Below are 19731 nucleotides of genomic sequence, written 5' to 3'. Positions count from 1 at the left end.
CATAAACACGTTAGGCCGCTTTTACCGAAGGTTTCGACTCTTCTTTTGACTCTTCTTTCTGAGCGATTAACTTCTGGTGCAAGGCACAAATGGCGCTGTTGTAGTCACTATCTTCAACCACGAATTGCACGTTAACGTTACGCATAGATGAGTACGCTGCCATAGGTGTCACATCTGCTTTATCTAACGCTTGCATACCTAAGCTCAATGCCGCATTGGTATTGATTGATGCGCCGATTGCAGAGATCAGTGCCACCATTTTTCCAGAGATCGATGCATTCGGATAACGTTTTTCAGCCTTATAAAGTACCTCATTGAGGTTCTCAGAACTTCCGCTGAGGAAATAAGTCATAGAGTTGGCATTCATCTCCTTTCCAACTAAATGGACTTTGGCTTCAGCGATGATTTCCATCAGATCATAACTAACGTTATCTACGTTGCCGACCATGCTTTGATCAAACATATGCAGAGCAAACACTTTATTTCGTCCCGCGATGATCTCAACCTTGTTGTGTTCAGGCTGATGATTGTTCGAAATCAGTGTGCCACCGTGTTCCGGTTCGAAAGTATTCTTAACTCGTAGCTCAATACCTTGCTTACGAAGACCCGCTGCCGCATTCGGGTGGATAGCTTCCATTCCTAAGTTCGCTAACTGGTCAGCAACATCAAAGTTGGTCAGTCCCATCGGGCGCACTTTATCCGGCCCTACCACACGAGGGTCTGCTGAACTTAAGTGATACTCTTTATGGATGATCGCTTGGTCTGCATTTGTTAGTGCCGCAATACGGCTGAAGGTCATTTCGCTGTAACCGCGATCGTAAGTTTTCATTAGACCTTCGTCACAGTAGGCATAACCAGTCACAATCGGTAGCTCGGTTTCCACATCGATATCTTCAAACGCTTTTTGAATAACCTCATCAAGCGAACCCTGAGCACCGTTGCTCCAACCCGACAAATCCACAAAACGTGCATTCACACCTAATGTTTTGAGCTTTAACGCCGTGTTATAAGCACTGTGCGCCTCACCAATCGAGGAAAGAAACTCTCTTACCTGTGGCAAATAATGGCGCAACGAAAACTGACCATACTGGCAGGTTTCTAAAATATTATTGATGCAGTTTACTGCTTCAGAAATTCGAGAGCGGATGAACTTATCTGCGCGCAATCGACTCATAGGATCGGCGAACAAGTTCTCATTGATCATCAACATACGTTGCTCAAGTTCGTATATTGCCTCGCGCCAAGCGTCGTCTCGTTTGGCGATCATTTTGTAGATACCTGACTTACCTGTGCGTTTGCACTCCAGTAAGGCGTCAGTCATCCCTGAATAAGCCGATACAACAAATACTCGACCGTATGGATTGCTCGGTTTTAGCAGAATATTATCAAGAACTGCGTCAAACGCAGACATAGAAGTACCACCGATTTTCTCTACGGTGTAATACATGATGTCTCCTCTTCTCGTTGGGTTAATAGTCACTTCTTATTTTGGAGTTCTCTCCTTCCTGCATTGTGGAAGGAGAATAGGTGCGTTGCGTTATTCAACAATCGGGTAAACACCGTCTTTGTCATGGGTTTCCGCACCGGTTAACGGCGGATTAAACACACACGCCATCACCATATCTGCGCCTTCATAAGCACGTAAGAAGTGTTCATCATGCTTATCGAGAATGTATAAGGTACCTGGCTTAATCGGATAAGTTTCACCACCAACAACTTCAATTTCACCTTCACCCGACATGCAGTACACAGACTCAAGGTGATTCTTGTAGTGAATATGGGTTTCAGTGCCCTTGTAAATGTTGGTGATGTGGAACGAAAAGCCCATCTGATCATCTTTCAGCAGCATGCGTACACTCTCCCAAGTTTCCGCAACAACTCGACGTTCACTCTGACGACATTCATCTAGTGTTCTTACAATCATGACTTTTCCTTATGACGCTTTTTTAATGTATTGAGATGCGATGTTTTCAACCGCTTGAGCAAAAATAGTTAAGCCTTGTTCAAGCTCAGACTCACTGATAGTCAGAGGACAGAAGAATTTCACTACTTCGTCATCCGGACCTGCGGTTTCAATCACCATACCCAAGCGGAAACATTCGCGGGCAATCTTGTCTGAAATCTCACCGCTCTGACACTCAATACCCTGCATCAGACCGCGACCTTTCAAGCAAGTAAACATGGTCGGATACATACGAAGCGCTTTCTGAATAGCTTGCGTTACCTGCTCAGCACGTTGCTGAATGTGCTGTGAAAATTCATCATCTGCCCAATAGGTTTCTAACGCTTTTGCAGCGGTGACAAACGCATGGTTATTACCACGGAATGTGCCGTTGTGTTCACCTGGTTTCCATTGGTCTAGTTCTGGTTTAAACAGCACAACCGCCATAGGTAAACCGTAACCACCGATAGATTTCGATAAAGTAACAATATCTGGCTGGATGCCCGAAGGCTCAAAACTAAAGAAGGTGCCTGTACGACCACAACCCGCCTGAATGTCATCGACGATCAACAGCACATCATGTGCTTTACAAATCTTCGCCAAACGTTGTAACCACTCATTTGACGCAGCATTCAAGCCACCCTCACCCTGAACCGTTTCAACCAGAACAGCCGCAGGTTTATCTAAGCCAGATGAGTTGTCACACAACATGGTTTCGAACAAGGCCAAGCCATCGATATCCGCATAACCTTCATAAGGTAGACGAGTCACACCCGACAGCCCCATGCCAGCGCCACCACGATGGTGTTGGTTACCTGTTGCGGCAAGTGCACCATACGAACAACCGTGGAAGCCATTGGTGAACGCAATAATATTGCTACGGCCCGTAACTTTACGCGCCAGCTTCATTGCCGCTTCTACGGCATTGGTACCTGTAGGGCCAGTGAACTGTACTTTGTAGTTCAAAGAGCGAGGCTCAAAAATATAAGTTTGCAATGCACTTAAGAATTCAGCTTTCGCTTCTGAGTGCATGTCTAAACCATGGGTAATGCCATCTTTATCGATGTACTCAAGCAGCGCCATCTTAAAAATGGCGTTGTTGTGCCCATAGTTCAGTGAACCGGCACCCGCTAAGAAATCTAGGTAAGCGTCACCATCTTTGGTGTAGAGCCAACTGCCTTTAGCAGTGGAGAAAACAACGGGGAAATTTTTTGCGTAAGATTGAACGTTTGATTCTTTTTTCTTAAAGATATCCATAACGTAGCGTTTTAACCTTCTTTATTGATTCTTGAATGAATAGCAGTGATAGCCTTTGGCTACTGCTGCTTTAGAGGAATTCGATACAAATATTCCGTATCGTGTTTACCTTCAAAATGACGGGTTTCATCGAGAAAAGTGGATACTTCACCACGTTCTCCATGCACTCTGTCTAATTTCTTAAACAGGCTCCATGACCCGAGGTTGTCTTTAGTAATCGTCGTTTCCAACACTTGGATGTCTTGCAGATCATCTCTGGTCAGAATCTCTTTCAGCATATGGAAAGCAAGACCTTTACCGCGCGCACTTTCATGCACAGCGACTTGCCAAATGAATAACTCACTAGGGTTATCCGGCTTGCGATAGGCTGAAACGAAACCAACGATCTCACCGTCACACTCAGCGACAACACAAGTACTTTGAAAGTGCGTTGATTGCAGAAAGTTGCAATAAGCTGAGTTTTCATCAAGCGGCGCACACTGAGAGATAAGCTCATGTATTTTTGCGCCATCACTTGCGGTGGGTATTCTAAAAACCCAATCTTCCTGAAGATTTTGCATAATTTCTGGGTATGCGACCCAAGGTGCTGCTGTAATCATTGTTCGCCACATAATCATTTAGAACTCTAAACAAATTCCTTTTATAAACTAACAAGACCAAAGATTATTTCAACCCTAAATATTAAGAGGAGATCAGAACAAACCCATAACTAGCTGTTTTAAAATGATTTATTAGATTTAATTAAATTTATAAGACAACGAAACAATAGTTAGCATTCTAACTATAATTAAAAATATGATGATTTAATGAAATAGCGTTTTAATATCAAGATTATCACTAGCAAATTGACTAAACTTTTGCATTATGCATTTGCAATATGCAAAAATATTTCGCAAAACTTTCATAAAACGCTCATTTAGGTTAATTATTAGCCAAATATCATGCCAAATAAGTTGGCATGCAATATGCTTTATATTAGTCGACCCTTATTAAGCCGAGGGTCACCTAGCCAACTGACGTTGTTAGTGAATATATTTTGTTCACATGTTATATCAGCCAATCGTAGTCATTACGGTTGGCTCTTTTTTTATCTATCCCCTACTGAAATCGGCCAACCACTTCATTCCTTAGCCAACACAAGCCAAACTATCTAACGCCATCGTTCTTTTTTTTCTTAAATATCAGTGAGCTGTTGTTTGACTTTGTCTAGATCTGCGTCAAAACTCTATTCAGAGCAAATTGAATAGCTGAGAGAGTTATGTCTAACGAAACCCCATTGTGGATACCCAGTGAAGAGCGAGTTCAAACATCGAATCTTCAGCAGTTTATTCAACACATTAATATGCAGGGTGAAGCGGTTGAAACCTATCAGCAGCTACACCAATGGTCAGTTGCGGATAAGAAGAAGTTCTGGCTGGAGATCTGGCAGTTCTGTGATGTGATTGGATTCTGCGGTAACTGTATCTACGGTGAAGGCATTGCTCGTTGGCAAAAATTTGTTCCTGCGCGTGATACGATTTGGTTTCCTCAAGCGCAACTCAATTATGCAGAAAACTTGCTGTCCTATGCTTTCCAAAAGCCGGAAGGCGTTGCTATCTGGTTTAAAAATGAGAGTGGACAAAGCAAGAAGCTGACATGGCAGCAGCTCAGTGATCAGGTATCGATTGTTCAGCAATGGCTGACACAGAATGGGGTGATAAAAGGTGATGTGGTTGCGGCTTGCTTACCTCATATGCCTGAAACCGTTGTGGCGATGCTGGCGACCACCAGCTTAGGAGCTATCTGGGCGTCAACTTCCCCTTCAGATGATATTGATGACACCATCGCTCGCTTTGAGCAAATTCAACCCAAAATCTTGTTCTGCTGTAACGGTTATAGCTTTAACGGCAGTAATCATCTGATGGAAGAGAGCAATTCTAAAATTGTTCAAGCGATTGAAAGTATAGAAAACACCTGCCAAATCGAATACTTACAGCAACGCGAATACAGCGTGAATTTCAATGATACCTTTTCCGACTGGCAATCACTGCTTTCCAGTTACCTTCCTCGCGGTTTAACTTACGAACGTATTGGTTTTAACGACCCTCTGTTTGTACTGTTTTCCGAAAGGGACGATGCTCCACCGAGATGCACTGCTCACAGTGTCGGAGGAACCGTTCTCAATCACTTGAAAGAACATCAGCTTCAGTGCGATACACAGCCCGATGATCGTGTTCTGGTCAACACAGAATGTGACTCTATGATGTGGAACTGGCATATCTCTGCACTGGCAAGCGGAGCGACCTTAGTCATTTATGATGGCTATCCGCTTTATCCTCAGCCCAGTGCATTATGGGAGTTTATTCAGGAGGCAGAGGTGACTCTGTTTGCGACTCCGGCAGATTATTTACGGACTCTCGAGCAAAAAGAGTTTTCACCCGGCAATTTTTACGCTTTAACTTCTCTCAAAACGCTCTGCTCAACTGGGCAAATGCTCGAAGCCAAACAATTCGATTATATATACGATCAAGTTAAACCCGATTTGCACTTGTCAGTCATGTCCGCAGACTCAGATATTCTTGGCAGCTTCGTGTTAGGCAACCCTATCTCACCTGTCTACAACGGAGAATGCCAAGGTGCGGCTTTGGGGTTAGATATTGATGTTATTGACCAAAGTGGAGAATCTGTCTCTCTTGCTGAAGGCGAATTGATTTGCAGAAACAGTTTTCCCAATCAACCGATCGGATTCTGGCATGATGATGGCGAACAGTATCATCTTGCATTTTGGGGCAGTGAAGATGGCGCTTGGCATCAGGGCAGCCAAGCAGAAATGACCAGCCATGGCGGTATGCGATGTTACGGCCGTAAATCTTAACGGCCGCAACATCACGAACACTATTTAGGAAGTACAACCAAAAACGTATTACGGCTCTCCGCACGTGGAAGCAGCTCAACGCTTCCTCCATGCAATCTGGCAATATCGCGGGTAATCGACATACCAAGCCCTGCTCCGTCGCCTTTTTCTGTGTTGGCACGATAGAAGTTATCGAACATTTTTTCCCGCGTTTCGGCAGAGATATTTTTCCCAGTATCACTGACGTAGACATTCACCGATTCTTCTTTGTCTTCCAGTCTTATGTTGATCTGAGAACCCTCCCCCGAGTAACGCATTGCGTTATCGAGCAGGTTCGTTAGCAACATTCTCAGTAACGCTTCGTCACCTAATACTTGGATTTCGTCACCTTCAAACGACACTTCCTGCTTACGCTTAAGAGCAAGCGGGACGCGTTCTGCGATAACTGACTGACAAAGCTTAGATAGATCAGTAACCAAGAACTTCATTTCATGAATGCTTTCCACTTTAGCCAGAGTCAAAAGCTGCTGAATCATGCGGTCAGTTCTGTCGATGCCTTGCAAAATATTGTTTAAATCTGCCTTTAGTTGTTGTTCATTTTGACTCATCAAAGCGTTTTCTGCGTTCAGACGTAGTATGGTCAGTGGCGTTTTCAACTCATGTGCGGCCATGCGGGTAAAGCGCTTTTCCCTTTGCCAAGCTTGCTCCAGTTCGCTCAACAAAGTGTTGAGGGCGGCAACTAAAGGGGACAACTCCTCCGTTGGGTTTGCGACATATATGCTGTCTAGCTTATTCGCACTGCGTTGAGCAATCGCCCGCTTAAGTTCAGTGATTGGCTTAAAATGTTTATCAATCAAAAGCACCATCAGTAGTGCCAGACTCGGAATTAAAACAAATTGCGGCACAGCAGCAGACAACGCCAGTTCATACATCATTTCATCACGAATCGACTCTTTCTCAGCGACAAAAATGTACTCATGCTTAGTATTCATCGCCTTTGGTAAAGGCAGCTGGAAATATCGCCACGGTTCATTCTCAATATCCATATAGCCAAATCCTGCGTACTTAGGATCATGGTTGAGGTTGCCGATCTCCGGAATCGAGCTCCAGATGAGTTCTCCCGCGATATAAAACTGAACCAGAATATGTTGCTCATAAGGGTGACCAAATGGTGTCGGGTTGTCATCCCCTTTTGCTTGCAGAGCTATGCGTTTCATCCAGTTATCAAATAAATCACGCGTTTGACCTGACTGCATAGGTTGTTCTGAAATCGGCATACTCAATAGCAGCATCTTGGCTGACTGACCAAGGCGAGCGTCGTACACCTCTTCAATTTCATGTTTTGAATAAGAGAAGCTGAAATACAAACAAATCAGAATTAAAACTGATGAAAGCGCGATCACTGATATCGTCAATCGCTTTTTAATAGAAAAAGTTTCTTCTACGTTATTTTTCAATGATGTACCCCACGCCACGGATATTCTTAATCAGGTTATTTGGAACTTTTTTACGCAAATTGTGAATATGCACTTCGATGGCATTGTCACTCGCCCCTTCATCCCAACCGTGCAACGACTGTTGTAGCTGGTCTTTACTGAGCACTCTCCCCGCATGGGTCATTAATGCGGTGAGCAATTTAAATTCGTTATTGGTTAACTTTAGCCTATTTCCATCATAATCAACGGCTTGTTCAGCTAAAGAGAGAGAAAGTTGTCCAACAACGATGCGTTCATCACAATATCCTGATTGACGACGAATGAGCACCCGCAGCCGCGCCATCAACTCTTCAAGGGCAAATGGCTTCACCAAGTAATCATCGGCTCCGCCATCTAATCCTTTTACTCTGTCTTCAATATCATCACGTGCGGTAAGAATTAACACCGGTAAGGTATAGCCAGCTCGGCGCAGGTTTCGCAAAACAACCAGCCCATCAATATCTGGCAAGGTAAGATCCAAAATGACGGCAGCGAATTGCTCGGTTCTCATAGCAACTTCAACGCCACCGCCTCTGTCTACCCAATCCACGGTATATCCATGGCGACTGAGTGAAGTCACCATGGATTGCCCGAGTAACGTGTCATCTTCAACTAAAAGTAACCGCATGGTTATTGAAGTTCTCCTAATAATTTTGCTATTTCTTGCTGACGCCCTTGATCGGCAAGAGGACGATCAGCACGAGGCGGCGCTTTTTGAGCTTTGGTTAGATACTGGATGGCTTCTTTTTTTCGTCCATCCTGCGCTAGGAAGTCCGCGTAAAAATAGTTTGGATCGATGCCATCCGGATTAATTTCTAATGCTTTGCGGAGCATTTTCTCAGCCATTTCATCATCACCGAATCCGATTGGCCACCCCGGCACTTTGTAGTATAGCGAACCTAAACTGGTAAACGCTGAACCATTTAACGTTTCCGGCGCTTTATCAATCACTTGTTCTAAAAGTGCTTTCGCTTCTTTCACCAACGAAAGAGCCCCTAAACCTCCATCAGCCCCTGCGAGCGACGACTTGTTGATTGCCAGCCACACTTTTAACTCTTGACGGTTTGGGTCTTGCTTCAATGCTTCTTCGTTTCGCTTGATTAAGTTTTCTAAGCAGTAAATCTGATTATCGGTATCTTTCGACTCATACTGACAGACTGCCCACTTTTTCTGAATCGTGACTAACGGGTCCGCACCCGCAGCAAAGGCAGATGACGTGGAAGCAAAACAGATAGTAGCAGCTAAAGTTGATAATAAAACTTTCATATTTCGTCCCTCAGTTACTTGCCATGGACTTGGTTAATAAAGTGATGAATGATGTCTTGTTGTTTGCGAATGGATTTAGAAACAACGCCCGGAAGGATCTGATTAACACGAGCAAACAGTTTTTCCGGCCAGCCGATCCAACGTGACGCTTGCTCTTTTTCCAGAATATCGACCACATGTCCAGCAACCACTTCTGGTGAGTCACTTTTATTACCAAGCTGTTGGTTCATTTGATTCACAAAGCGGTCGTTTAACGTGGTATCTGTTGCTCGTGGCGCAAGATACAACGTACGAATGCCTGAACCGTCTAATTCTCTGTCCAACGCTTCACTAAAGCGCTGCAACCCTGACTTCGCCGCACAATAAGTGGTGTAGCCAGGAAAACCGATGGAACCAAAGGTTGAGCCGACATTCAGAATAATGCCCGGACGACTAATCCATGAGAGAGCAGATTGGCTCAACAACATTGGCACTAGTAGGTTCAGACGCATCTCAAGTTCAATTGATGGGCTGCTTCTCTGCGCAAGAAAGCTGAACTGATTGCTGCCAGCATTGTTAATCAGCACATCGATACGTTGTTCTTTATGCGACAGGTTCAAACAGGTTTGTTTCACCTTTTCTAACCCCTCATCTGTAGACAAGTCCGCCGCCACAACTTCGTGCTGGTGAGGAAACTCTAAGCTGTTTTTCAGCGCTTCAAGCTTATTGCCATTACGCGCAACCAGAAGCAGTTTTGCTCCTTTTGCTTCCAGCGCTTTCGCGATCTCTTTGCCAATCCCGCCTGAAGCACCAGTTAGTAATACACGTTTGTCTTGCAGTTCCATAACTGTTCCTTAAGCCGCATTTTGCATTGCAGCTGGTGTCAGCTCTTGCAGCATTTGACCGTATAGCTGGAACACCATATTGGATGAATCAATAATCGCTCGTTGATCTTTCTCATCGGTAATTTGGTTCATCAAATTCTCAAACAATTGGATATGCTCTTGGTCCAGTACGCTATGTGACGTTAAGTAGCTCATTGCGTTGTCTGGCAGGTTGAGTGTCTGTTTGACCAGAGCTGCGACTTGACCACCGACACCCACACTGGTGCCTTCCAATACCCACACCATGCCGAAGAAAGCGATAGGGTTGCCACGGTCGATTTGGTTATATAGATACGCCACCATCAGCTCAATCGCAGAACCCACTCGACCATTGCCCGAGTTTGCTCGCACTGCGTCGGCATCCGCACCACATGCCTTGATGTCATTTAAGATCCATTCGTGATGGCCTTTTTCTTCCTCGATATATTCTCCGATTGCCTGACGTAGCCACTCGTACTTTTCAGGTAAGCGCCCACCACAAGCCATTAATAGAGGCACGGTGTGTTTTACATGGTGGAACGCCTGAGTAAGAAAGTTTACGTAAGTATCCAGTTCAATTTCACCACGGGCGCAAGCGGCGAATATCGGTGCTTGTAACATTTGTTGTTGAGCCACTTGGGTTTCTTTTTTCAGGGTTTCAAAAAATGCAGTCATGGTAGTTACTCCGTAATTCTTCTCTTCAAAAATATTTGGCGACTTTCGTTTATTCGTTAATTGGCGTAATGATTCGCCCGTCATCTTCATCGGTTTTACTCAGCATCCACTGTTCAAACTTGGATCGAATTGGGCGACCATTGCTGGTGTAAAATCCCGCCATCGAACTCAGCCCTTGAGCTGTAATGAAAGTCCGGATACGAGCGTAATCTGGCAGACGTTGATTGAGCTGCTTCAGTGCCGCTGTCACTTGTTCAACATTTGGGTTTTCTAAGATGGCACTCAGTGATTTTTCGCCGTCACCGACCAGAACCATGCCGTACAACGCCCTAAATGCCTGAGCCTCAGATTCCACCCACTCTGGTGAAATATTGCGGCCGAATGCAGTAATGATTTGATTCTTTTTACGACCGTTGATAACAAGGAAACCGTCTTCATCGAGATGACCTAAGTCGCCCGTGGCATACCAGCCCTGCTCAAAAGGCTGACCGATATACCCCAAGGCAACACAGCCAGTAACGTAAATTTCACCATCATTGGAAACTTTTACATCAATATGTGGCAGTGGTTTTCCACTGGTGCCAGCTTTATAAGCCGATGGAGTATTGAGACTGACGACAGATGCATTTTCAGAAAGACCGTATCCTTCAAAAGCAGGAATACCTAAGCTGTGTGCCATGTCTAAAAGCTGTGGTGAGACGCGAGCACCACCGACTGCAACGAACTCTAGATTTTTCGCTAACACCGGCATTGCTTTTACGACTTCTATCAAAGCCATCAACAGAGCTGGGGTCAGCACTAAGCTGTTAGGCAGATACTTCGCCAGCGCCAAAGCAAACTGAGAAGGATTGAAGTTGCTGGAACCACTCAACCCCACTTCCTCACCGTTCAACACGACAGACGTCGCCCCAATAATGATTGGGACATAGATACCTGTAATATTTTCCAGCAGCGTAGATAGCGGTAAAAGCACCAAATGCTTTTCACATTTCACTTCGGTAGCGATAGTATCAGCCAGTGCACGGCTGACCTTTGACAATTGATTCTGGCTCAAACAGACCCCTTTCGGGTGACCAGTAGAACCTGAGGTAAACGTGATTTTTCCGGTATGGGTCAGCAGCGGCTTTTCGTCCTCAACTGAACGTTTCCAAATACTCAGATTTCCGGCGTGTCCCACCAATCTCGCATCCAGCGAATGTGCATTCTCTGCTGTGTTCTCAACCCAGGCATCCCAATCTCCAACCAATAAATCCGCGCCGGATTCAACCAAAATATGATCGACCTGCTCAGGAGTAAAAAACAGCGGGACTGGAACATTAGGAATTTCGGCATACAGCGCAGCAAGATCAGCGATAACCCAGTCGAGGCTATTTTCGGCACGCAAAGCCATACACTTGGGTGAATACTCAACCAAATACTCAGCGACATCACGTACTCTGACGAGTAAGTTTTGATAGGAGATCTCTTCATCAGCGCCAATAAATGCAATTTTGTTTGGTGTATCAATGGAGTGTCGGATGAGAGATTCAATAATCATATTCACAGTGCACCTCCACGTGTACGACACACCTTTTCAGCAAACAGAGCCTCTAGATGCGCGAGCCCCTGTTTCAGGTTACCCGCAACAATACGCGGTTGATGTTGGTAGTAGTTGCCCCATGTGTAGGTCGCATCGGGAATTCTTGAAGGGTCAGCCTCAGCTAGCACTGTGGTTTCCAAACCGAGTCGCGACATCATGGCATACAGCGGATCAGTGGCGGTAAAAATGCACCATTCATAACCACTCTCCACCAGCTTTTGAGTCATCAGAAGAAAATGAAGCGTAGAAAAGCCTTTCGAAAATGAAGCAAGCTGTCCGAATTCGATAAGCTTGCTGCGCTCGATACGTGGTTGAGTACTGTTTTCTACTGGATGATTTGCGGATTGATCAGATAGAGAGCAATGAAAAACTTTGTTCAAAAGCTGATCTGCCGGTTCATCTAGATACTGTTCAAGAAATAGTGATTCGTCGCTGGCAACACGGAAACCGCATAGCGAACGAATTTCCTCACCCTCCATCAAAGCCATGAATGTGGGCATAAAGGAATTTAAATGTGCATCAAATGCCAAGGAATAACGCTGAGCAATGTAGTTTTCAATCTCACTACGTTGCGGATGAATGCGGTCGATAATCTCAAGCTTAAATGGGTGAGATGGAAAGAAATCTGCCATACAAGAAGCCCTCTCTGCTAGCTATAGAGAGAGCTTAAATAAGTAAACTTAAGAGAAGCTTAAGGAAAATGAAGAATAGGACTTTTTTATCTCACCAGCTTTTAGATAGAGACATTGTGAATGTCGAAAGTGATAAAACAGAGTGTGACACAAACAAAAATGCCGCTGTTTAAGCGGCATTTTTTATCTAACTGATAATCTCACGGATTATTCTTCGTCTACTTTAGGAGCAACTTTCTTCTTAGGAATGAAGACATTGTCACCCACAGCAACGTTTTGGTAGAAGCTCTTATCGCGTTTCACTGGCTTCTTAGCCACTTTCTTCGCTTGCGACTTCACATTCTTGTTCGATTGTTCATTTGCTTTACGCACTGGCTGTCTAGGTTTAAGACCCTTAAACTTGCCGGTTAACCCTTCTAACTCATCGAACTGAATGTCTTGCTGCAAGAAGGCTTCTACACGTTTGAAGCTATCCCAGTCTTTAGGACCAACGAAAGAGATTGCATCCCCTTTATTACCAGCACGGCCAGTACGTCCCACGCGGTGAACGTATTCTTCGGTGTGTTTTGGCATGTCAAAGTTGATAACGTGCGTCACGTTGGCAATGTCCAAACCGCGAGATGCAACATCAGTAGTCACCAGAATCTTAAACACTGAACGCTCAAACTGGCTCATGATGGTGTTACGCTGCGCCTGATTCAGGCTTCCGCTTAAAGCCACCGCTTTCAGTTTCTTCTCATTCAGCTTATCGGTTAAACGCTCAGTATCTGCACGTGTTGCGGTGAAGATAATAACCTGACGATATTCGGAATCGTTCAACACTCGGTCGAGTAACGCTTCTTTGTGGTCTAGGTGATCACATAAGTAGAAACGCTGACGAATGTCTTTGTGCTGTTCGTTTGAAACACCCACTGAAATACGACGTGGATCATTTAACATCTCAGCGGCAATATCGTTAACTTCAGCGTGATCCAATGTTGCAGAGAACATCAGTGTCTGACGACGACGATGTTTCGCCGCTTTATGAATGTGACGAAGTTGAGGAGCGAAGCCCAGATCAAGCATACGGTCTGCTTCATCAAGAATCAGTGTATCTACACCATCTAAAAACAAAGAGCGGTGTTCAAGGTGATCCGCAAGACGGCCAGGAGTCGCAACGATGAAACGTGGGTAACGGTTCAGCGCTTTCACTTGGTCGTTGAAGTTTTCACCACCAGTAATAAGCGTACCTGTGTAGCTCAAACCGCCTAACATAACGCGCAGTTCACCATACACTTGCTTCGCCAATTCGCGCGTTGGCAATAAAATCACTGCGCGCGGATCTTTTGCTGAAAAAGCCTTTGTTTTTAAAGCTTTATGCAGAGTAGGAAGTAAGAAGGCTAATGTTTTACCGGAACCAGTTTTCGAAGACGCCAATACATCTTTTCCTGCAATAGCAACAGGAATAGCGATCTTCTGGATTTCGGTCGCTTGTTTGAAATCGTAGTGTGCTAAGTTTTTCAATAAGCGATTATCTAAGCCTAAATCTTTAAACTGCAAAGGATTCTCCAAATCAGTGGGGTAGCCGAACACATGTGGCTAAATGGTCAAAATCAAAGCGCAGTATGATACCGCGAATAGTACGCTAATAGATAGAGATCACAGAAAATATTCTCTTCATCACCCTTAAATAGTATATGCACTACAGTCAGAAATGGTGCTAAAGTAATTCTTAGCAGTAAGAATTCACACAATCATTTGATTCATTGACATTATTTTGGGTTATTTTGACTTTTACTAATTAGGCGAAGCGTAAAATAGTGTCTACACTATAACTCGTCACTATATGGAAAAGAATGTATAGGACGTTTTGATATTTACATAAAATCAAGGAGTTCATATGAACAAGATGTTAATCGCGGCAGCAGCGTCTTCTGTACTATTACTAGCAGGTTGTGCATCAGGTCCTGACGAAGCAACAACAGCAAAATTGGACGAGCTAAACAGCCAAGTTAGCCAGCTTAACGACGAAGTTGCAGCACTTAAGAGTGAGCATTCTGCTTTAGCATCAAAAGCGAACGCAGCATCTGATTCTGCAATGGCAGCTCAAGAAGAAGCTGCACGTGCAAATGAGCGTATCGACAACATCGCTCAGTCGTACACTAAATAAGATTTCAACCCAACTGCACGCAGATTGAGTTTCTTAAGCCTCCAGTTCCTCCTATGGAATTTGGAGGCTTAATTTTTTCGTCATTGCTCGCCGCAAGCGTCAGTGATTGACTAGCAACTCTCGGCAAAAATTCAATGCTCTTCTATCCTTCCACTAGCGCAACTGATATTTCTCTGCCAACACTCGTTTCTGCTCATATTGCTCAATGAGCGCTTGTTGTGATTTACCTTTGTTGCCATAAAACAAACCACCGTTATTGTTCAAACAATCAAAGTCGCTCGCCAGAACATCAAGCACCAAAGATATCCGTTTCAGGGTTAATTCGGTACAAGATTGGCCGTCGATGTCATCATCAATATCAAGCACATGAGAGCGGAAAGATTCTAGTTGAAACAGAAGCAAAAGTTCATCATCACTGGCTAACGCTCTCTGCCAACTTTCAATAACACTTTCAAAATGATTGATCACTATAGCTTCTGCATGTTGTGCTTTAAGCCACTCGATTTTTTGCTGATAAATCTCCACAGCATTTTGTTTCAGCGTCCGGTACAGCTCAAGTTGCTCAGCCAAAGAACAAGCATTTTTCAGCAGCCAGCCAAAAAAGAAGCGCGTTTCGAAGCGTTCAACCATGTGGAATAAAGGGTCGGCGGTTCCGTTGCTGTTGAAGTCTGCTTTGGGATCAAACGAGTACATGTAGCCGAAGTCGAACAGCCAAAGCTGCTGATGTTGATCCACCAGTAAGTTACCACTGCATAGATCCCATTCCATCAACCCGTGTTCTTCACACGCCTGCAATGTGGTGAACAACTGTTGAATCAATTCCGGCGTGAGTTGCTGAATATGGTGCCCTTCAATCCACGGCGACAAAATAATTCCCAGACGGTAGTTAGCGTAGATCGTTGGCACTATATGGCTAAGTCTTTGCGCAGTATCTGATTGCTGCTTGAGTTTTTGTAGGTCATTACGTCGCTGAACTTCGTTGAGAAAAGAATACTGACCGTCTAAGTTAGCTACTTTTGCCACTTGGCGACGCTTTTTCAGGTTGTACTCTTTACCATCGATTCTTAGGTGAAAGACTTCAGCGGTTAGCCCCGAGCGAATCACTCTGACAACCAGAGGCGAATCTTCGGTGATCTCAGCGAGGGCAGAAGGCTCTATAGGGCAGAGCTGTTCACTACCAACCACCAAGTTTTCTCCACTCTCATCAAACGCTTTTTGCAGTTGTTGTCTCAGGTTCATTGCCTTCTCTTCCCGTTATTAGCTCTGTTATTGCTTTGTTGTTATCTGCTCATAACACACGCAACTGGTGGAAAAAACATCATACTTTGAGTAATAACAAGGGGAGGATAATCAAAGAAGGAAGAGAAAACTAAGAGGCTGAGAAGCTTCGCTTTCCTCGCAGGGAAAGCGAATAAGGAGCTACTAAAACAAAGAGTTAACGGACAATACACATAGGAGTCTTAGTAATCGGACATGGATGAATTTGCGCATCCAGTTCGAATACTTTTGCAAGCAACTCAGACGTAAGTACAACATCCGGTGCTCCTTCGCTGATCACCTGCCCTTCCTGCATCACAATTAAATGGTCGCAATATCTACAAGCCTGATTGATATCATGCAAAACCGTCACGATAGTTTTTCCTTGCTGATTCAACTGACGCAGCAGCTTCATCAACTCCACCTGATGGTTCATGTCGAGATAAGTGGTTGGCTCATCAAGCAATATGTAGTCTGTGTCTTGCGCTAACGTCATAGCCAGCCAAACACGTTGTCTTTGGCCTCCGGAAAGATCGGTAACCGCTCGTTCTGCAAAACTCTCAACGCCAGTGGCTTTCATTGATTGATCAACAATCGCTTTATCGTGTGCAGACAATTGCCCCCAAAAACCCGTGTATGGGCTGCGACCATACGAGACTGCGTCACGAACAGTGACACCTTCGGGTGGCTCTTGAGATTGAGGTAAAAGTGCCAATTGCTGTGCTAATTGACGAGAAGATATCTGTTCAATCTTCTCTTCGTGCCACAATACCGCCCCACTTTGCGCTGACAAAATTCTCGAAAGCGCCTTCAACAAGGTTGATTTGCCACAACCATTTGGCCCCAACAGAGCGGTAATTTTACCTTCAGGAACGGTTATGTTTACGCCCTTTACAATTGGAACTTTGCCGTACCCGACAACAAGATTTTCAGTCGTTAACGCCATGAGTTATCTCATTTTGATTAATAGATATAAGAAGTAAGGAGCGCCGATAATCGCCGTCATAATGCCTGCAGGTAGCTCAATCGGCGGATCGATTGTTCGCGCCACCAAATCCGCAACAAGAAGCAAACTCGCGCCGACTAACATGGATGTTGGCAACAATGCCTGATGTCGCCCTCCCACCAATTGTCGAGCCAAGTGCGGAGCAACTAAACCAAGAAAGCTAATCGGTCCGCAAACCGCCACCGACACTGAAGTCCAGAGTACAGCGACAAACAGCGCACCCGCCCTCACCCAAGGTACAGAGATACCTAAGTTGCTGGCTCTTTCATCACCGAGAGAGAGTAAGTTCAGCGCATGACTTAACCACAAAACGACAGGAGCCAGAACGAGCCATGGCAATATCATCGAAAGTTGTGCCCAGCTTCTTCCCCACAAACTTCCCGTCAACCAAAGCAATGCATTGTTGATTTCTAGCGGCTGAGTCAGGATCAGAAAATCGATACCACTGCTGTATAACGCTGCCAGCGCAACACCGGTAATTGCTAGGCGAACAGGCGCGGTATTTACACCGCACACTAACGCAAGTAAGAACGCAGAACTTATTCCGCCAACCAGCGCCGCCAAAGGTAACCAGTAGACAGAAACCGACGGAAACAACGTCATCATAGCCACCGCAGCCAACCCTGCTCCGTGGCTTACGCCCAAAATATCTGGCGACGCTAACGGGTTTCGAATTACGCCCTGAATCAACACACCAGAACTTGCAAGCATTGCCCCCACCAGTATGGCAATCAGAGTTCGTGGTAAACGGTATTCGTGAATAGTGAAGTAATGCTCGCTGCCAGAAAATAGCCCTTGCCATACCTGTTGAGAGGCTAAGTTAACCGCACCAAAACTCAGGTTAGCAACAATTGCGATAGCAACAAAAACGGTCAGAAAGACTTGCGTACGTAGAACTGCATTCATCGCTTCTGCCTTACTAAATAGAGAAAACAAGGCGCACCGATAATAGCGAGTACTGCTCCAGCAGGTGTTTCGGCTGGAAAGATAACCGCACGGCTGAGAACATCAGCGCCGATAGTTAACACCGCCCCAAGCAACATAGTCACAGGCAATAGTATTCGATGATCGTAACCAACCAACAAGCGGGCGATATGCGGCACAATAAGGCCGACGAAAGCAATCGCCCCAACACTGCTGACACTAACGCCCACCAACACCAAAACGGATAGAGCAATCGCCGCACGTAACACATTAAGATTCACGCCAAGGCTCTTTACTCGCTCATCCCCCATAACTAACAAATTCACTTTGGGCGCAAGTAATAAGCTGAGCATTAAGGCGCTAGCCAATACCGGTGAGCTCCATGCCCATGTATCCCAGCTCGCATGAGCAAAAGACCCAGCCAACCACACCATTACGCTGGCTGCCTGATCCTCTACCAAAATCACGCTCGCTTTGGTTAATGCACCACATAATGCGGATATCGCAATGCCCGCTAAAACCAATTGACCTCGCTCGGCACCCATTTTCCAAGCACCGCCGAGCACCATAACCAGAACCCAAGCAGCAAGGCCACCAACCATCGCGGCAACTGGGCTTGAAATAATGTCCGTTGAGAAAACCGTGGTCGCCAATGCGATCCCTAAAGCTGCACCCGCGTTCACGCCAAACAAACTCGGAGACGCCAACGGATTACGGGTTAAACCTTGCATCAATGTGCCAGCACAGGAAAGACTTGCACCTACAATGGCAGCCTCAAGCACTCGTGGCAGCCGAATTTCTTGAACGATGACATGAGCAATAACATCAGGTTGAGGCGACCAAACGCCAGCAATCGCATCCATTGCAGAGACGGGGACGGCTGAGTAGCTAAATAAACCAAGCCAAACCATCAAAACAAGTCCAACAATGAGCGTGGTAACCACACTCATTATTCTCATTTTGACATGCATTAAGACTTAACCAACTTCAACAAGTCTGCTGCCATATATTCCGCAGCAAGAATGCCTCGGCATCGAGCCCACATGTTGCCATCAACATGAAAAACTTGTTTGGCTTTTACAGCATTAAGCACATTCCACAATGGCTGTTTCTGCCACTGTTTTACGATGCTGTTTTGAGTGTAATCACCAACAATCAGATAATTTGGGTTAATTGCCAGCAGCTGTTCAAGGCTAATTTGGCGAGAAGCGTTTTCATTTTTTAACCCTTCTGGAGAACTTAACCCTAGCGCTTGAATCACACCACCCGCGTAAGACTCCGACGAGTGTGCAAAGAAATAATTTTCGCGTGCAACACCAAATTGCACCGTTTCATGCTCAAGCCCGTGTAGCTGTTTTGCATAGTCCTGCATCAATTGCGCGTGCTGTTGCAAACGTTGCTGCATTTCAACATCTTTACCAATCACTTTACCGATAATCGCCGCGGATTTTAGGTTGTCTTGATAGGTCTCACGGCGCGAAGGAAGCAAAAGTGTTGGTGCAATTTTTGTCAGGTCGTTATACACCGCTGAGTGTCGGTCTACGTCGGCAATGATCAGATCGGGTTTGAGGGATGCAATCACTTCTAAACTTGGTTGAGATCGTGTACCTACCGATTTCCATTCACCCAGCTTCTCGCTGACTGCAGGGAGCAATCGGGTTGGATCGTTATCGTCAGCAATACCCACTGGGCTTACATCAACAGCCACCAGCGCATCAACAAATGAGAACTCAAGTGCCACGATTCTTTGTGGCGTTGACTGAATTGAGAATTCACCGTGGCTGTCCGTCACGGTGACAGCCGAAGCAAAGAAGCTCAAACAATAACTAACCAATACAGCACTGCGCGTAAGCCAAGAACACCATTTCATCATTAATACCTTTTCAGAAAACAA

The 19731-nt window shown here is 45.2% G+C and carries 18 protein-coding genes and 1 pseudogene; 2 read left to right on the top strand and 17 right to left on the bottom strand.

Annotation, left to right across the window (positions count from 1 at the left end; genetic code table 11):
- Positions 1-10 precede the first annotated feature (10 nt).
- The 4 genes from HKI82_RS02485 to ectA form a co-directional block, all read right to left on the bottom strand.
- Positions 11-1447 (bottom strand): aspartate kinase, encoded by a 1437-nt coding sequence (locus HKI82_RS02485; RefSeq protein ID WP_102967444.1) that lies wholly within the window; start codon positions 1445-1447, stop codon positions 11-13.
- 90 nt (positions 1448-1537) lie between these two features.
- Positions 1538-1924 carry an ectoine synthase gene (locus HKI82_RS02480; RefSeq protein ID WP_042479723.1) on the bottom strand — a complete coding sequence of 129 codons (387 nt, stop codon included), beginning with the start codon at positions 1922-1924 and terminating at the stop codon, positions 1538-1540.
- A gap of 9 nt (positions 1925-1933) precedes the next feature.
- A complete protein-coding gene (ectB, locus tag HKI82_RS02475; RefSeq protein WP_171137091.1) occupies positions 1934-3199 on the bottom strand; it encodes a diaminobutyrate--2-oxoglutarate transaminase in 1266 nt (421 codons plus the stop codon).
- A gap of 59 nt (positions 3200-3258) precedes the next feature.
- Positions 3259-3810: a diaminobutyrate acetyltransferase gene (ectA, locus tag HKI82_RS02470; protein ID WP_112404150.1), complete on the bottom strand. Its 552-nt coding sequence runs from the start codon at positions 3808-3810 to the stop codon at positions 3259-3261.
- A 647-nt stretch (positions 3811-4457) separates the two neighbouring features.
- Here ectA and HKI82_RS02465 point away from each other — a divergent pair.
- Positions 4458-6044, top strand: a pseudogene (locus HKI82_RS02465) (AMP-binding protein); the annotation flags it as partial.
- Positions 6045-6073: 29 nt separating this feature from the next.
- Here HKI82_RS02465 and HKI82_RS02460 read toward each other — a convergent pair.
- From HKI82_RS02460 to HKI82_RS02425, 8 genes are all read right to left on the bottom strand, one after another.
- On the bottom strand, positions 6074-7489 hold the full coding sequence (locus HKI82_RS02460; RefSeq protein ID WP_171137089.1) for an ATP-binding protein: 1416 nt from the start codon (positions 7487-7489) through the stop codon (positions 6074-6076).
- Positions 7479-8135, bottom strand: coding sequence for a response regulator (locus tag HKI82_RS02455; protein WP_102939759.1), 657 nt, complete (start codon positions 8133-8135; stop codon positions 7479-7481). The genes HKI82_RS02460 and HKI82_RS02455 overlap by 11 nt, the downstream gene beginning before the upstream one ends.
- Before the next feature lie 2 nt (positions 8136-8137).
- The gene (locus HKI82_RS02450; protein ID WP_171137088.1) at positions 8138-8773 is read right to left on the bottom strand and encodes a tetratricopeptide repeat protein; all 636 of its coding nucleotides are present in this window, start codon (positions 8771-8773) and stop codon (positions 8138-8140) included.
- 14 nt (positions 8774-8787) lie between these two features.
- Positions 8788-9597 carry an SDR family oxidoreductase gene (locus tag HKI82_RS02445; RefSeq protein WP_171137087.1) on the bottom strand — a complete coding sequence of 270 codons (810 nt, stop codon included), beginning with the start codon at positions 9595-9597 and terminating at the stop codon, positions 8788-8790.
- Between the two features lie 9 nt (positions 9598-9606).
- Positions 9607-10290, bottom strand: coding sequence for an iron-containing redox enzyme family protein (locus tag HKI82_RS02440; protein WP_171137086.1), 684 nt, complete (start codon positions 10288-10290; stop codon positions 9607-9609).
- 49 nt (positions 10291-10339) lie between these two features.
- On the bottom strand, positions 10340-11827 hold the full coding sequence (locus tag HKI82_RS02435) for an AMP-binding protein (protein ID WP_206361795.1): 1488 nt from the start codon (positions 11825-11827) through the stop codon (positions 10340-10342).
- 2 nt (positions 11828-11829) lie between these two features.
- Positions 11830-12501 (bottom strand): thermostable hemolysin, encoded by a 672-nt coding sequence (locus HKI82_RS02430; protein ID WP_171137084.1) that lies wholly within the window; start codon positions 12499-12501, stop codon positions 11830-11832.
- Between the two features lie 207 nt (positions 12502-12708).
- The gene (locus HKI82_RS02425; protein WP_171137211.1) at positions 12709-14052 is read right to left on the bottom strand and encodes a DEAD/DEAH box helicase; all 1344 of its coding nucleotides are present in this window, start codon (positions 14050-14052) and stop codon (positions 12709-12711) included.
- Positions 14053-14380: 328 nt separating this feature from the next.
- On the opposite strand from HKI82_RS02425, the gene HKI82_RS02420 reads away from it, so the two are divergent.
- Positions 14381-14650: an Lpp/OprI family alanine-zipper lipoprotein gene (locus HKI82_RS02420; RefSeq protein WP_102939765.1), complete on the top strand. Its 270-nt coding sequence runs from the start codon at positions 14381-14383 to the stop codon at positions 14648-14650.
- Between the two features lie 153 nt (positions 14651-14803).
- Here the strand turns inward: HKI82_RS02420 and HKI82_RS02415 are convergent, their stop codons facing one another.
- From HKI82_RS02415 to HKI82_RS02395, 5 genes are all read right to left on the bottom strand, one after another.
- Positions 14804-15889, bottom strand: a complete 1086-nt coding sequence (locus tag HKI82_RS02415) for an AarF/UbiB family protein (protein WP_171137083.1) — start codon at positions 15887-15889, stop codon at positions 14804-14806.
- Positions 15890-16085: 196 nt separating this feature from the next.
- Complete coding sequence (gene fecE, locus HKI82_RS02410; RefSeq protein WP_171137082.1) at positions 16086-16853, bottom strand: Fe(3+) dicitrate ABC transporter ATP-binding protein FecE; 768 nt, start codon at positions 16851-16853, stop codon at positions 16086-16088.
- 3 nt (positions 16854-16856) lie between these two features.
- Positions 16857-17819: a Fe(3+) dicitrate ABC transporter permease subunit FecD gene (gene fecD, locus HKI82_RS02405; RefSeq protein WP_171137081.1), complete on the bottom strand. Its 963-nt coding sequence runs from the start codon at positions 17817-17819 to the stop codon at positions 16857-16859.
- Complete coding sequence (locus HKI82_RS02400) at positions 17816-18787, bottom strand: iron chelate uptake ABC transporter family permease subunit (RefSeq protein ID WP_240956631.1); 972 nt, start codon at positions 18785-18787, stop codon at positions 17816-17818. The genes fecD and HKI82_RS02400 overlap by 4 nt, the downstream gene beginning before the upstream one ends.
- Positions 18788-18807: 20 nt before the next feature.
- Complete coding sequence (locus tag HKI82_RS02395; RefSeq protein ID WP_171137210.1) at positions 18808-19707, bottom strand: Fe(3+) dicitrate ABC transporter substrate-binding protein; 900 nt, start codon at positions 19705-19707, stop codon at positions 18808-18810.
- Positions 19708-19731: the final 24 nt, after the last annotated feature.

The sequence above is a fragment of the Vibrio plantisponsor genome (assembly GCF_013041605.1).
Classification (GTDB): Bacteria; Pseudomonadota; Gammaproteobacteria; order Enterobacterales; family Vibrionaceae; genus Vibrio; species Vibrio plantisponsor.
The sequence above is the reverse complement of the archived record's forward strand: the minus strand, read 5'-3'. Positions and strand labels throughout refer to the sequence as shown.